The 15,225-nt window shown below is 60.6% G+C and carries 11 protein-coding genes; all 11 read right to left on the bottom strand.

Going from position 1 to position 15,225, the window contains the following annotated elements; genetic code table 11:
- Positions 1-76: 76 nt before the first annotated feature.
- Complete coding sequence (locus BTJ49_RS05635; protein WP_113064378.1) at positions 77-2,206, bottom strand: glycosyltransferase; 2,130 nt, start codon at positions 2,204-2,206, stop codon at positions 77-79.
- A 21-nt stretch (positions 2,207-2,227) separates the two neighbouring features.
- Complete coding sequence (wecB, locus tag BTJ49_RS05630; protein ID WP_113064377.1) at positions 2,228-3,364, bottom strand: UDP-N-acetylglucosamine 2-epimerase (non-hydrolyzing); 1,137 nt, start codon at positions 3,362-3,364, stop codon at positions 2,228-2,230.
- Between the two features lie 33 nt (positions 3,365-3,397).
- Positions 3,398-6,652, bottom strand: a complete 3,255-nt coding sequence (locus BTJ49_RS05625) for a glycosyltransferase (RefSeq protein WP_113064376.1) — start codon at positions 6,650-6,652, stop codon at positions 3,398-3,400.
- Entirely contained in the window at positions 6,649-8,061 is a 1,413-nt protein-coding gene (locus BTJ49_RS05620) for an ABC transporter ATP-binding protein (protein ID WP_240601742.1), read from the bottom strand. Before BTJ49_RS05620 ends, BTJ49_RS05625 begins: the two co-directional genes overlap by 4 nt.
- Before the next feature lie 4 nt (positions 8,062-8,065).
- The gene (locus tag BTJ49_RS05615; protein WP_240601741.1) at positions 8,066-8,899 is read right to left on the bottom strand and encodes an ABC transporter permease; all 834 of its coding nucleotides are present in this window, start codon (positions 8,897-8,899) and stop codon (positions 8,066-8,068) included.
- 54 nt (positions 8,900-8,953) lie between these two features.
- A complete protein-coding gene (locus tag BTJ49_RS05610; RefSeq protein ID WP_113064571.1) occupies positions 8,954-10,120 on the bottom strand; it encodes a PLP-dependent aspartate aminotransferase family protein in 1,167 nt (388 codons plus the stop codon).
- Between the two features lie 250 nt (positions 10,121-10,370).
- Positions 10,371-11,156, bottom strand: coding sequence for an SURF1 family protein (locus tag BTJ49_RS05605; protein WP_113064373.1), 786 nt, complete (start codon positions 11,154-11,156; stop codon positions 10,371-10,373).
- Positions 11,153-11,539: a cytochrome o ubiquinol oxidase subunit IV gene (gene cyoD / locus BTJ49_RS05600; protein ID WP_113064372.1), complete on the bottom strand. Its 387-nt coding sequence runs from the start codon at positions 11,537-11,539 to the stop codon at positions 11,153-11,155. Before cyoD ends, BTJ49_RS05605 begins: the two co-directional genes overlap by 4 nt.
- Positions 11,536-12,153 (bottom strand): cytochrome o ubiquinol oxidase subunit III, encoded by a 618-nt coding sequence (gene cyoC / locus BTJ49_RS05595; protein WP_113064371.1) that lies wholly within the window; start codon positions 12,151-12,153, stop codon positions 11,536-11,538. Before cyoC ends, cyoD begins: the two co-directional genes overlap by 4 nt.
- Positions 12,150-14,159, bottom strand: a complete 2,010-nt coding sequence (cyoB, locus tag BTJ49_RS05590) for a cytochrome o ubiquinol oxidase subunit I (protein ID WP_113064370.1) — start codon at positions 14,157-14,159, stop codon at positions 12,150-12,152. The genes cyoC and cyoB overlap by 4 nt, the downstream gene beginning before the upstream one ends.
- A 23-nt stretch (positions 14,160-14,182) precedes the next feature.
- Complete coding sequence (gene cyoA, locus BTJ49_RS05585) at positions 14,183-15,154, bottom strand: ubiquinol oxidase subunit II (RefSeq protein WP_113064570.1); 972 nt, start codon at positions 15,152-15,154, stop codon at positions 14,183-14,185.
- Between the last annotated feature and the right edge of the window lie 71 nt (positions 15,155-15,225).

Genomic DNA, 15,225 nt, shown 5'->3' with positions numbered 1-15,225 from the left:
TATGCTGTTATGGCCGAGATACTAATGTTTCAATAATGTGACAGCAAGTTGACCGTCGCGGGCGATGGCCGAAAGGCTATGGGCGAGCGCTCGGAAAAATACGACCAAGGGCATGCCGGGCGCGCTCGTGGGAAAAATGGCGGCGCACATTGTCGAGTCCAGCATCAGAGAGCTTTTGCCACAACTCACCATCCCGGTACAAACGCGTCACGGCATCGGAAAACGCCTCGGGGGCGTCGGCGACAAGAACGTCCCGCCCATCCGCAAGCGCCATACCTTCAACCGCTATCGACGAGGCAACGACGGGAAGGCCGAAGCTCATGGCCATGTTGACCTTGCCTTTCACACCCGCGCCATAACGCAAGGGTGCCAGGGCGACCCGACACTGATCCATGAACCAGGAAAGATCCTCCACGAAACCATGCACGACGACGTCTTCGCCGCTGAACTCGCCAACATGCTCCTTCCCCGCATGCCCGATCACATGAAGCGTGACACCATCCAGCCGCGTACGCAGGAACGGCATGATTCGTTCGGCCAGGAACTGCACGGCATCCACATTCGGCTCGTGCTCGAAGTTACCGAGGAAGACCAGGTCGCGACGGTCAGCGAAGGACACTCGCCGACCGTGGATGTCATGGACATTGGCCAGTATCTGCACATCCGCACTGGGAATCATCTCGCTCAATACATCGAGTTCGTGCTTGCTGACAACCAATGTGACGTCCGCCTTCCGGACACAGGCGAGCTCCCGCCGCTTCAATGCCTCCGCCTCACGGCGCGCTCCGGCATGGTCACGCAATGCCGCACCGCGTTCCAGACGCAGGAAGTGCAAATCGACGGTATCGAAGACGATCCTCGCAGTGGGCGCGTATCGCTTTGCCATGCGCATGAAACGATCCGCCACGCCGAGCCGCGATAGGATGACTGAATCCAGAGTCCGACCGTGCGCGAAGAACCAACGCAGGGCCGCACGCTCGGAGGCGGCACGAACCAGTTCGATCCCCGCATGCTCCAGAGCATGTGCAGCGGCTCCATGCGTATCACCATCTGTCGGCCAGAACATGACGTGATGATGAGCTTCCTTAAGCAAGGCAAGCATGTTGAACATCCGCATCGATCCGGAATCACGTTCCGGCCGGGGACAGCTAGCATCCATGACCAGCACACGTGAGCATGCGCGATGGTCGGCGCACCGCACTGCGTTGATGGCGCAGTTTTCGGCAGACGGATGATCCTGCAGCGCTTTGCTCCACTTTTCGAGGAACAGGCGTCGATTGCGCTGCTGAAAGCGCTTGACGCCGTGATCTGGATCCGTACCCGCTGTTCGACCTTCGTAATGCGTGACGCGAGATCGAGGCTGATAGATCACCTTCAGGCCGCGTGCACGGACTGAAAAGGCCAGATCGGTGTCCTCGTAGTACGCGGGCGCATAGCGCGTGTCGAATCCTCCAATCACACGGAACAGATCTCGCTCAATGGCGATCGCTGCACCCGAGCAGTAATCCACTTCGCGCTTGTAGTTGAACCGCGGATCCTCGGGATGCTCCCCGCGCCCGTAGTTAGACGCCCGAGCATCGGAAAACACGATGCCACCGGCTTCTTGCAGCACACCATCGGGATAGATCAGTTTGCTGCCTGCCAGACCGCAACTCCGGTCTTCAAGCAGAGCAAGTAGAAGCGTATCGAGCCAGTCGTCAGCAACTTCGGTATCGTTGTTGAGAAAGACCAGAAAACGCCCATGCGCGGCTTCAGCCCCTGCATTGCAGGCCGCCACGAATCCGGCATTGCGCTCCCGCCGCAACAACCGTACTTCCGGCATGGCCTGCAGAGCTTCCGCGGTGCCATCGGACGAACCGTCATCCACGACGATGATCTCGAATGATGCTCGCGTTCGGGCACGGGACAACGCGCGCAAGCAACGCAGCGTATCGTCGCAATGGTTGTAAACGGGAATGATCACCGACGCCAGGGGAATGCCGACCGATTGTTCATGGTCGGCATTCCGAAGCATGCGCTCTTCGGACACGGAGAGCGACTCACCTTCGTCGGCATCGGCCGGCTGCGGCGATACAGCCATCCTCGATGCGCTTAGCACACCTAGGATGCGCATGCGCAGCGCGCGAACGGAGAGCATGCCATTGTCCCACACCAGACGAGCTCGCCGCCGGATTCGCTGCGACAAGGATGTCGAGGACATTTTCATGAGGATGCTCGGCCGCGACGTCTAGGCGCCGCTGACCGCAACCTCGTCCGCAATGCCCAGATCACGCTTGAGAATGCCGACGATGCGCTCGGCTGCATGCCCGTCACCATATGGGGAGACTCCCCGCGCCATTGCAGCATGTGCCTGCGCATCGCTCAGAAGGCAACTCGCCTGCGTGAAGATCTCATCCGCGTCGGTACCGACCAGACGCACCACACCCTCGTCCACCGCCTCGGGACGCTCGGTCTCGATGCGCATGACCAGAACCGGCTTGCCGAGCGCCGGCGCTTCTTCCTGCACCCCACCGGAGTCCGTGAGGATTAGATGCGCGCGCTTCTGCGCTTCCACGAACGGCGCATAGTCCAGAGGATCGACCAGATGGATACGTGGATGCCTGGAGAGCAGTTCAGCGACCACCGAACGGACATTGGGATTGGGGTGCACCGGGTAGAGCACCTCAATGTCATCGTGGTGTTCGACCAGACGGATGATGGCCGTGCATATTTGCCGCAGCGGCGGACCGAAATTCTCCCGTCGGTGCGCCGTCACCAGCACCAATCTGCGCGAAGGATCCAGCGGTGCATTGAGTGTCCACTCCTTGGCGGCCACCTCCAGCAGGGCATCAATGACCGTGTTACCGGTGACATGAATGGCGCTCTCGTCGATACCTTCGCGCAACAAATTCGAACGCGAGCGCTGAGTCGGCACGAAATGCCAACGCGCTAGATGTCCGGCTACCAACCGGTTCATTTCCTCGGGAAATGGATTGGCCATATCGTGCGTACGCAGACCGGCCTCGACATGACCGAACGGGATGCGACGATAGAAAGCCGCCAGGGCTGCAGTCATTACCGTGGTCGTATCGCCTTGCGCCAGCACGACATCAGGCTGCAGTTCGGCGAAGGCTCCATCCAAACGCGTCAATAGACGCGAAGTCAGCTCGGAAAGGGACTGATTGTCCTTCATGATGTCCAGATCCATATCTGGACGTATGCCGAACAGCGACATCACCTGATCGAGCAAATCCCGATGCTGCGCCGTCGCCAGCACGGTGACTCGAGTCCAGGAAGCCTGCTTCAGCGCCTTGATCACGGGTGCCATCTTGATGCCCTCCGGGCGCGTGCCGACGATGCACAGCAGATGCTTCTTTTCGTTCATGCCACCATTCACGGGAACAACTTCTCCTTGGTTTCAATGTCGGGTCGGCTTACGGTAAGAATGAGCGACCCAGGTCCCCCACTTCTTCTCGTACAGCGCCTTGTTCGTCTCGAACAGGGCCTTGCGCTTTTCCTGCTTCATCTTGTCGAACGAGGCAGACAGATGATGGTGGATGAAAACATCTTCCGCGCAAGCGATGCTCCAGCCTTCTTGCTCAATGCGCCTGCAATAGTCGTCGTCCTCGAAGAACCCCACCCCGAATGCTTCGTCCAGCGGACCGACCTTCTCGTAAACGCTGCGAGGCATCATGACGCAGAAAAATGCAGCCGTGCGCAGCGGTGTAAGCATGCCCGCATGCCTGCGGGTGTAACGCTCGGCCGCAACCAGCATCTGGTCCATGTCGTTGTAGTCGATGTCGATACGAGCCTCGTTGCCGATGTTATTGGTCACCGGACCAACCATGCCCAGCAATGGCTCACGCATCAGGTGCGCCTTGAGCGTGGCGATCCAGCCAGGCGTCACATGTGTATCGTTGTTCAACATGACGAGATACTCACCGGTCGCCATATCCAGTCCCTGGTTGTTGGCGGCCGCGAATCCTCGATTATCCTCATTCAGCACGACACGCCGCTGCGGGCCGCCGCGCTCCCACTCACGCAGAAAATCCGGTGAACCATCCGCGGAAGCATTGTCGACGACGATCACCTCCATGTTCGGATAATTGGAATATGCCTCCAAGCTACGAAGACAGACCTTGGTCAGATCCAGATTGTTGTACGTGACCACAACAACACTGACTTGCGGCACGCACAAGGCGTCCATCCCTGCCAGCAGATCCGTCGCACGGTGAGCCCATGTCTGGCGGGATGCAAAGTCCTGACGCTGCTTGATGCATTCGTCCCCGGCAGGTGCCTGGAGAGCTTCGCCGACAGCATCGAGGAATGCCTCGTGCGTCGAGGCGCACCGCACCAGGCCGCCGAACTGGGCAATTTCCGGAAGGTCAACGGAAACGACCTCCTTGCCGGCCGAGAGATACTCGTACACCTTCACCGGATTGGTCGCCAGGGTCAGCGGAATCACCTGGAAGGGAAGCATGCAGACATCGAACGCCGCCAGATAGCGCGGCAAGGTCCCGTACGGCACCTCCCCGGTGAATTCGACGTTATCCAGGTCGCCGAGGCTGTCCGCGGCGCCCGTCGTATCGGCGCCAACGAGCAGCACAAGACAATCCGGAAAACGCTGTGCGACCTTCTCGACCAGGTCGAGGTCGAACCACTCCGCAATAGCGCCGTAGTATCCGATAATTCTGCGTCCGTCTGGATCGCGATAGACTTCCTCGGGTTCCCCGCAGAAATGCTCGTACTCGCAGGCATTTCGGATCAACGCCACGTTGGGGTTGTATTCGCCCACTTCCCGCTGCAACCAATCCGAAGTCACCACGAGAAGGTCGGATTGCTGCATCAATTCACGCTCGCGGGCGAGCACTTCAGGGGTGTTGTCCGCGAAGCCACCGTGATGATCCATGCAATCGTAGACCATGCGACTGTCAGGCAACGTGCGCGCGGTCTGCAGCCAATATGGGTGTTGCACCAGAGAGGCGCACCCGCGGGTGCGCGTCCATTCCAGCAAGGCCGCCATGCTGGCACGCAGACTGTCCTGCTCGTCGCGTGTGGGCAAGGCGTGATAAATGGCGGGTGCCCCCTGCAGATTCAAATGAACCTGAAACAGACGCCCGTCATCGTCCAGCTGCTCGACTTCGAATCCGGGGACGGCGCTGTCGATGAAATTATTGGAGATGTAGAACACGCGGTGGCCGGTCCTCGCCAACTCACGCGCAAGATGCTGTGGCCGCTGCGTTCGAAAATGCCAGTCGATCACGGAAAAGACGAAATAATCCCTGTAATCACGGCATTGCTCGGTCAGTTCCCCAGAGACGGAAATTGCGGTTGCGGCGGCCCGTTCGGAAACGCCCCCCTCGTTTCTCACGGGAGTGTCGGAGCCACGGGAATGAGCCGACGGAGCCGACTGAGGCGCGCGATGCCCGAACATGCGCTGCAGTCCGGCGCGATCCTCGGCCGTCAACCCACGATTGCGCAGTGTTCGCATGATCACTCGGAACGGACGCATCCAGCGCCACGAGCGGCTCTGCAAGACCATGCCGAGCTCGCGTTCGGCGTGCTTCAGCATGCGTATGCGGGCACGCGCTTTGGCGACCTCACCGCGTGCTTGCACTAATGCGTCCTTGGTGTGAAGGAGTTCCTCTACGCGCAGGGAGCTTGCCCTGAGTTGTGCCTGCAACTCGCCAATTTGCTCGACGCGTTTTTCGATCTCTGTATAAAGCCTGCGGGCCTCCGCCTTGTATGCACCCCGATCTTTCCCGAGTTGATCGAGATCATTCCTCAACGCATCCCGGATCGACTTCGGCTGCAAGTCGTCGATCAACGGGGTGCAGAAGTCCAACCGGCCGGAGAAGCCGGTAACCCGCTGCTGCAGCACATCCCAGCCTTCCCCTACACGCTCAAGGACGCGGCAAGCCTCATGGATGTCGCGGACATAATCGCCCCAGGCGACAGGAAAGATCTCACGTTCGGGCGAAGATACTTCGTGCCGCAGCCCAGCATCCAGGTAATGGGCAATCTGGCCGGCACACGTATCGCTGGCGACCGGCCAGCGTAACTCGAGGCGATCGGCGATCAGGCGCATGCACGTCCGCCAATCCGCCAGCAGTGACTGGTAGTCGACCGCGCAACGCACGACCGTCTTCGACGCTTCCAGGGGTTCGGCCAAATGCCGCAGCCACAACACCGTGCCGGCCGCAGTGCTCAGGCGATTACGCCGGGTCAGCGAATCCGCCACTTCCGCCGGATTGCGAAAAGCCAGAATCATGGACGCTTCGATTTCACAGCGTTCCAATGCTCTTAGCCACAGCGGAAGAAACCGGCAAATACGCGGATCTTTGACCGCCCACAATGGCGTCTCACCGAATTCGTCCGAGATCAGGCTGCACAATTCGTCCTCGAAACCAGCGTCCACGACGCGCTGTAGCCAATCCCCTGGGAAAAGCCTGGGGTCGTCCCAGGACGATCCCAGCGAAGCTAACAAGCGCTCATGGAAATCGACGAACCGCTGATTCTCCCAGAACCCTCGTTCGTTGTCGTACGCCCCCTGAGGCAGGTGCGATCCCAACGCCGCGCCATGCAAATTGATGACACGGGTCAACGCCGATGTTCCGCTGCGATGCATGCCGACGATCAAGAGCGCTCGCCGTTGGACCTTTCCCGTATTCATGCACCGACTTCCTTCGAATCCACTATATGTACCTGCGATCTAACGCTGAAATCCACGATGCCCGTGCCTAACCGCTCCGGCTGCGGCATGACCCGGAACATCGCTGCGTCGATCAATCGATCGACATAAGTCTCTCCCTCACCGAGGCGCGCCAGAACACCCGCATTAAGGAAGTAAACCCCTGTATCCAACATGCAACGGAACTGGAAACGCACATCGACTTCCTGACCGGCCTGGACATGCGACAGAGAGTGGGCGGGAAGACTGCTTGCGCCGCCCCCCAGATCGAGTCCGGTAATGGTCTTGATCAGCATGCCGAAACGGACTCTTTCCATGGATTCGGTGAACTTGACCCGATACACATAGACATAGTCGTCTCCGGCGCGCAGCACGTTGACCCTGCGCCCCCCCGGCGTCTCAAGATGCGGGACGCCAATCAGGGCGCCTCGGGTGTCGTAGCGAACCGTACTCTTGGGCTCGAGCCCCTCGTCCAGCCACCCGTGCGAATCTTCATCACCGGCATCGGATGTCGGCCGGCGCGATGCCTGCACGAGTTGTTCGTCATCACGATCGCTCGGCAGAAGATTCGGATCGTCGCCCACCAAAACATTTTCATGAGTCTCTTCGCTCCGCTCTCCCTCTTGGGCAATGGTCTTGCGCAACGACTCAACACGCTCGGGCGGGGCATAAAGCAATTTGTGATAGCGCGAAACGACAAACTTAGGCGTACCAGTTACCAGCAGTTCGCCATGATCGAGCAGAACAGCACGGTCACACAACTGCGTGACAATGCCAGCCGAATGCGAAACGAAAAGTACCGTGGCTCCTTCATCGCGGATGCGATCAATGCGTGCGAAGCATTTCCGCTGAAAGGCTTCGTCCCCTACCGAAAGCGCCTCATCGACCACCAAAATATCCGGAGTGACATTGACGGCTACGGCGAAAGCCAGGCGTACATACATGCCGCTTGAATAGTTCTTGACCGGCTGATCCATAAAATCGCCGATGTCCGCAAACGCCGCAATTTCCTCGAAACGCTGTTCGACTTCGTTACGTGTCAGGCCCAGTACGGTTCCATACAAATAGACATTTTCGCGGCCAGTGAACTCTGGATTGAAGCCAGCGCCAAGTTCCAGCAACGCAGCCACGCGGCCCTGCACGCGCACGGATCCGAAAGAGGGTTGAAGCGTCCCGCAAATAATCTGCAACAAGGTCGACTTGCCGGAGCCATTGCGGCCGACAATGCCGAGCGTTTCGCCCCGACAGATATCCAGACTCACATCATGAAGCGCGCGAAACTCACGAAACCAGCGATGCTTCGCTCTAGCCGGGGACAACATCTGCAGTAAGCGGTGTGAAGGCTTGTCGTAAACCGGAAAGAGCTTGCTGACGCCTTCCACCTGAATCACGGGCTCAGATGACATCCGCGAAGCCTCTACGCGTGAGACTGAAAGCGGCAAACCCCGCGAGGAATATACCGACGCTGCACGCGGTGTACACGCATAGCCCGAACCAGTTCGGCGTATGTCCCCACAATGCCACTGCACGTGCCTGATCAATGATGAAGGTCAAGGGATTCAGTCGAAGCAGCCACTGATATCGATGCGGCAGCGCGTCGATCGGAAACATGGCTGTGGACAGAAACAGCATGGCCGTAGCCAGAACGCCCGTGATCTGGCCAATATCGCGCATGTAGACCCCGAGAGCAGCCAACAACCACGAGACACCCATGGCCAGAATCACCAGGGGAAGCATCACCACGGGGAGCAGGATCGTCGTCCACGCCAAAGTGTGATCAAGTGCGAGATGCAGTGCCAGGAACACGAGGAAATTCATCATCGTGTGAAACAACGCAGAGAGCACCATAGACCACGGAAGAATTTCCAGCGGGAAAATCACCCGCTTGACGAAATTCGCGTTGCCGGTAATCAGATGTGGAGAACGGTTCAGACACTCGGCGAAGAAACCATGCACGATCAAGCCCACAAAGAGAATGATCGAATAATGGGTGTCATGCTGCTGCGTCTGCGGCCATCGTGCACGCATGACGAAACCGAAGGCGAATGAATACACCATCAACATCAGGAAAGGGCTGATCAGGGACCACAGCAGGCCGAAGCTGGCTCCACGGTATCGACCAAGCACATCGCGCTTGGCGAACTCCATGGTGAGCGAGCGATGTCTACCAAAAACACTGAGCGCATCACGCCAATGCCAGTGCCGCATGGATCCCGCCGCCGTATTCAATGTCGTACTCCACACGAGTGCATGCCGTAACCAGACCAACGAACAATGGGAGCTTCAGCTCAAAGCTGAATCCAGTTCGGCCCGCAGGTCCTCGATATCCTCCACACCCACCGACAACCGGATCAGCGTGTCGCTGATGCCCAGGCGCTTGCGATTGGCCGGCGGCACCGAGGCGTGGGTCATGATGGCCGGATGCTCGATCAGGCTCTCCACGCCGCCCAGCGATTCGGCCAGAGCGAACAGGTGACAGCGTTCCAGCACGCGCTTGGCCTTGCGCAGGCCGCCCTTGACCTCGATGCTGACAATGCCGCCGAACCCCTGCATCTGGCGTTTTGCCAGCGCATGTTGCGGATGGCTCTTCAAGCCGGGATAGATCACGCGCTCGATCTGCGGATGCTTCTCCAGCCACCTGGCCAGTTCCAGCGTGCTGGCGCAGTGCTGGCGCATGCGCAGGTGCAGGGTCTTGAGGCCGCGCATGGCGAGGAAGGCGTCGAACGGGCCGGCAATCGCGCCAACCGAGTTCTGCAGGAAACCCATCTGCTCGGCCAGTTCGTCGTTGCCGGCGACCACGATGCCGCCGACCATGTCCGAATGGCCGTTCAGGTACTTGGTCGCCGAATGCAGCACCAGGTCCGCACCGTATTCGAGCGGACGCTGCACCATCGGCGAGCAGAAGGTGTTGTCGACCACCAGGATCAGGCCGTGCTTCTGCGCGAACGCGGCCACCTTCTTCAGGTCGACCAGCTTGAGCATGGGATTGGTCGGCGTTTCCGCCCAGATCATCCGCGTCTCAGGCTTGAGCGCCGCCTTCAGCGCCTTGGTGTCGTTGAGATCGACGAAACTGAAATCAAGGCCCGCCGAACGTCGACGCACCCGCTCGAACAACCGATAGGTGCCGCCGTACAGGTCATCCATCGCGATCACATGGCTGCCCGAATCGAGCAGGTCCAGCACGGTGGACGCCGCCGCCAGCCCCGAACCGAAGGCGAAACCGGCAACGCCGCCTTCCAGATCAGCCACACAGCGCTCGTAGGCCATGCGTGTGGGGTTCTGCGAGCGCGAATATTCGAAACCCTTGTGCTTGCCCGGACTTTCCTGGACATAGGTCGAGGTCGCATAGATCGGCGTCATGATCGCCCCCGTGGCCGGATCAGGCACCTGGCCAGCGTGGATGGCACGGGTCCCAAGACCCTGTTTCAACGACATTTTCTTGCGATTCATGCGTACATCCTGTGCATTCGACTGCGAACGGCAATTGCGCATTATGGCATGCGTCCGACGCACCCCGAAGCGCGCTGTCCGCAGCCGCGGACAGCGCGCGGCACGCATGCCCCGCATCGCGCAGGACACCGGCGGCCACACTCGGGATTCCACGGCGAAAAGCCCCTCATGGCCGACGCTACCTTGACCGTTTTCCGGCATCTTCGCGAAGGCTTTGCGGACTGCCCTGGGGCGATTTTCCCTGAAAAAGCTAGTCGGAGATCTCGCCGCACCGCACCTTTCGCTCACGCCGAATCGCCAGCCCCACGCCCAGCGCCGTGCCGAGCGCCAGCAGATACCAGGTGATGGCGTAGTTCAGGTGATGGTTGGGGAAATGGATCACCGTGAGACCGGCCACGGGCCACGGCCCCGCTCCCTCCCGGGCGGCGGCATCGATGAAGTACGGCGCAACCTGCGATTCGCTCAGCCCGCGCTTTGCGGTGATGGCGGCGACATCGCGCGAGTACCACTGGTCTTTTGTCGGCTGGTTCGGCCGCAGGAATCCGCCGCCCGGCTCGCTGAAACGCAGCAACCCGGTCAGCGCAACCTCGCCTTGCGGCGGCGCGGCCTGTCGGTACGCCGGCGTACCCGGCATGTCGGCGGGAATATAGCCGCGGTTGACCCACACCACAAAGCCGCGATCCGTGCGCAGCGGCGCCATCACCCAGAACCCGTATCCCTTCTTGCTGGTGCCGTGCACCAGCGTCTGCGCGCCGGGAAGGTAATGGCCGTGCAGGCGGACGTGCAGATATTGCAGATGACCGGCGGCGATCCGGGGCCACTGCCCCGGACCGGGCGCGCTCACCGGCGGCGCATCCACGCGCGTGTTCACGTCGTGGATGAGGCCGAGTTTCCAGTGCAGACGCCGCACCTGCCAGTTGCCCAGCAGAATGAAGCCGATGAACGCGGCCAGCGCCAGCGTCGCCAGGGAAACGCGTTTGATGACGCCGCGCCGCGTCCGCCGCGGGAGCGATGCGGGGGGCGGCGTCGGGGTCACGATCCTTGCTTGTGGTGCATGTACTGCGGCGACATCGGCATCATGTTCGCATTCTCGTTGTACATGACCCAGATCGACGCGCCGAGCACGATCGCCACCAGCACACCGGTGAAGATCAGTGCCAGCATGTTCCAGCCACTCTCTGAGCGCGTGTCCAGATGCAGGAAGAAGATCATGTGCACCAGGATCTGCACCGCAGCGAGCCCCAGCACGATCAGGATCGTCGCCTGACGGCTCTCGATCACGTGCCCCATCACCAGCCAGAACGGGATGATGGTCAGGATGGCCGCCAGCACGAAGCCGGTCAGGTAACCGCGCAGGCTGCCATGGTGCGCGTGCATGGCATCGTCATGCGCGTGTTCGGTATGGGACGAAGAATTCATCGCAACACTCCCACCAGGTAGACGTAGCTGAAGACGCCGACCCAGATCAGATCGAGGAAATGCCAGAACATGCTCAGGCACTGCAGACGGCGGATGTTGGCCTCGTGCAGGCCGTGCTTGCCGAGCTGCACCATGAGCACGATCAACCACAGGATACCGACGGTCACGTGCAGACCGTGTGTGCCCACCAGGATGAAGAACGAGGACAGAAACGCGCTGCGATCCGGCCCCGCGCCCTCGGCGATCATGGTCACGAACTCGTGGATCTCCAGCCCCACGAACGCGGCCGCCAGCAGGCCGGACACGGCCAGCCAGCCGAGCATCGCACGCTTGCGCTTGCGGGCCATCTCCAGCATCGCGAAGCCGAAGGTGACCGAAGAGATCAGCAGCAGCGCCGTGTTCACGGCCAAGCCGGTCAGATCGAACACGTCCGCCCCGGTCGGACCGGCGGCATAGCTGGTGCCGAGCACCGCGTTGCATGCGAAGAGCGCCGCGAAGATGAAGCAGTCGCTCATCAGGTAGATCCAGAACCCGAGCAGGGTTCCGTTGTGCCCGTGCGGCTCTTCGCGGCAGTAGAAATCCTGCGCGCTGGATTCAGTCGCGATGGTGTTCATGCGCGGGCCTCCTGCGGATCCGACGCCCAGTTGCCGCTGTGCTCGAAGCGATTCACTTCATCGGCGGACACGTGGTAGTCACGGTTGTAATTAAACGTGTGGAAGATGGCGTAGGCAATCAGCGCCACGAAGGACACCGCAGCCAGCCACCAGATGTACCAGACCATGGCGAAGCCGAACACGAAGCCTAGCGCCGACAGGACTACGCCAGTCGCCGTGCTCTTCGGCATGTGGATGTCGTTGAAGCCCTGCAGCGGACGCTGGTAGCCCGACTCCTTCATGTTCGTCCACGCGTCGCGCTCGTGCACCTTCGGCACAAAGGCAAAGTTGTACGGCGGCGGCGGCGACGAAGTCTGCCACTCGAGCGTGCGACCACCCCACGGATCGTGGCCCACCGCGTATTTCTCGCGGTTGCGGATGCTGACGTAGATCTGCATCACGAAGGACAGGATGCCGAGCAGGATCAGGAAGGCACCGAACGCGGCGATGATGAACCACTTCTGCAGGCTCGGATCGGTGAAGTGGCTGAGGCGGCGCGTCACGCCCATCAGACCCAGGATGTACAGCGGGCCGAAGGCAAACCAGAAGCCGATCTGCCAGAACCAGAAGCTGCACTTGCCCCAGAACGGATCGAGGCGGAAACCGAACGCCTTCGGGAACCAGTAGTTGATGCCGGCGAAGATGCCGAACACCACACCGCCGATGATCACGTTGTGGAAGTGCGCGATCAGGAACAGGCTGTTGTGCAGCAGGAAGTCGGCCGGAGCCACCGACAGCATCACGCCGGTCATGCCGCCAATGGTGAAGGTGAACAGGAAGCCCATCGTCCACAGCATCGGCACGTCGAAGCGCACGCGTCCGCGGTACATGGTGAACAGCCAGTTGAAGATCTTCGCGCCTGTTGGAATCGAGATCATCATCGTCGTCAACGAGAAGAACGAGTTGACGTCCGCACCCGAACCCATGGTGAAGAAGTGATGCAGCCACACCAGGTAGGACAGGATCATGATCGACACGGTCGCGTAGACCATCGACGAGTAGCCGAACAGGCGCTTGCCGGAGAACGTCGAGACGATTTCGGAGAACACGCCGAACAGCGGCAGGATCAGGATGTACACCTCCGGGTGGCCCCAGATCCAGATCAGATTGATGTACATCATCACGTTGCCGCCCATACCGGCCGTGAAGAAATGCGTGCCGATGTAGCGGTCCAGGGACAGCAGCAGCAGCGTGGCGGTCAGGATCGGGAACGTCACCACGATCAGGCCGCTGGTGCACAGCGTGGTCCAGGTGAACATCGGCATCTTCATCAGCGTCATGCCCGGCGCGCGCATCTTCAGGATGGTCACGACGAAGTTGATGCCGGTGAGCAGCGTGCCGAGGCCCGATAGCTGCAGACCCCAGATGTAGTAGTCCACACCGGGCCCGGGACTCTGATGAAGCTCGGAGACCGGCGGATAGCCCAGCCAGCCCGCATGCGAGAAATCACCGATGAACAGCGAGACCATGAACAGCAGCACGCCGGACACGGTCAGCCAGAAACTGAAATTGTTCAGGAACGGGAACGCCACGTCACGGGCGCCGATCTGCATCGGCATGACGTAGTTCATCAGGCCGACGATGTACGCCATCGCCACGAAGAAGATCATGATCGCGCCGTGCGCGGTGAAGATCTGGTCGTAGTGGTGCGGCGGCAGATAGCCCATGTTGTCGCCGAAGGCGATGGCCTGCTGCGCGCGCATCATGATGGCGTCAGCGAAACCGCGGAACAGCATCACCGTGGCCAGGATCATGTACATGATGCCGAGCTTCTTGTGGTCGACGCTGGTGAACCACTCGGTCCACAGGTAGCCCCACTGGCGCTTCCAGGTGATGAAGCCCAGCAACGCTGCACCGCCGGTCGCCACCACGATGAACGTGACGACGACGATCATGTTGTGCAGCGGCAACGAGTCGAGCGACAGGCGGCCGAGCAGGAAATTCCAGAATTCGGAACGATTAGGCATGACTTGTATCTCGGAAATTCGGTTCAGTGCGCCGCTGCGTCATGCGCGGGCGCCTGCGACGAAGGTTCGGCGGTCATGGCGTCCACGCCATGCCGAGCCCGCGGGGCATGCGCTTCCCCGGCGTCGATCGCCATCATCTGGCTCATGCACATCTGACCGGGTTCGACGCAACGATTGAGAATGCGGTCGTACAGGCCCGAGGCATACTGGGCATAGTAGTGCGCAGGCTCGTCGCGACTGGGCTTGTGCAGCTTCTCGTAGGCCGCGTGATCGAGGTCATGGCCACTGGCGCGCACCTTGGCCACCCACTGGTCGAAACCCTTGGCGCTGAGGCCATGGAAACGGAATCGCATGTCCGTGAAGCCGTGGCCGCTGTAGTTCGCGGAGAAGCCGTCGTAGTCACCCGGTTTGTTGATGACCGCGTTCAACACGGTCTGCATGCCCGGCATGGTGTAGATCTGCCCCGCCAGCGACGGCACGAAGAACGAGTCCATCATGTCGCTGGAGGTGAGCTTGAAGTGGATCGGGCGATCCACCGGCGCGGCCAGCTCGTTGACGGTGGCAATGCCGTACTGGGGGTAGATGAACAGCCACTTCCACTTCAGCGAGACCACCTCGACCTCGAGCGGCTTGGCTTTCACATGGGCCGAGCGGCCTTCCGCGATGCGCGTCAGCGGACGATACGGGTCGAGCTGGTGGGTGCCGATCCAGGTCATCGCGCCCAACGCCATGATGATGAGCAGCGGCGCCGCCCACACGATCAGCTCCAGATACGTGGAGTGATCCCACTCGGCGTCGTAGACGGCCTTCTTGTTGGACGCCCGATAACGCCAGGCGATCACGCCGACGGCGATGAGCACCGGCACGATGATGAGGGACATCAGGACCGCCGAGGCGATCATCAGGTCACTTTGCTGGCGCGCGACGTCGCCGGAGGGATCGAGCAGCACGAGATGGCAGCCTCCCAGCGCGAGCGCCGGGAACAGCCAAAACATGCCGCGGAGTCTTTTCACGGACATGGGACAAGTATGGGGGAGGGGACGACTTCCCAATGATAAGCCGTTTT

It is taken from the genome of Oleiagrimonas sp. MCCC 1A03011, from assembly GCF_003267965.1.
GTDB lineage: Bacteria > Pseudomonadota > Gammaproteobacteria > Xanthomonadales > Rhodanobacteraceae > Oleiagrimonas > Oleiagrimonas citrea.
The sequence above is the reverse complement of the archived record's forward strand: the minus strand, read 5'-3'. Positions and strand labels throughout refer to the sequence as shown.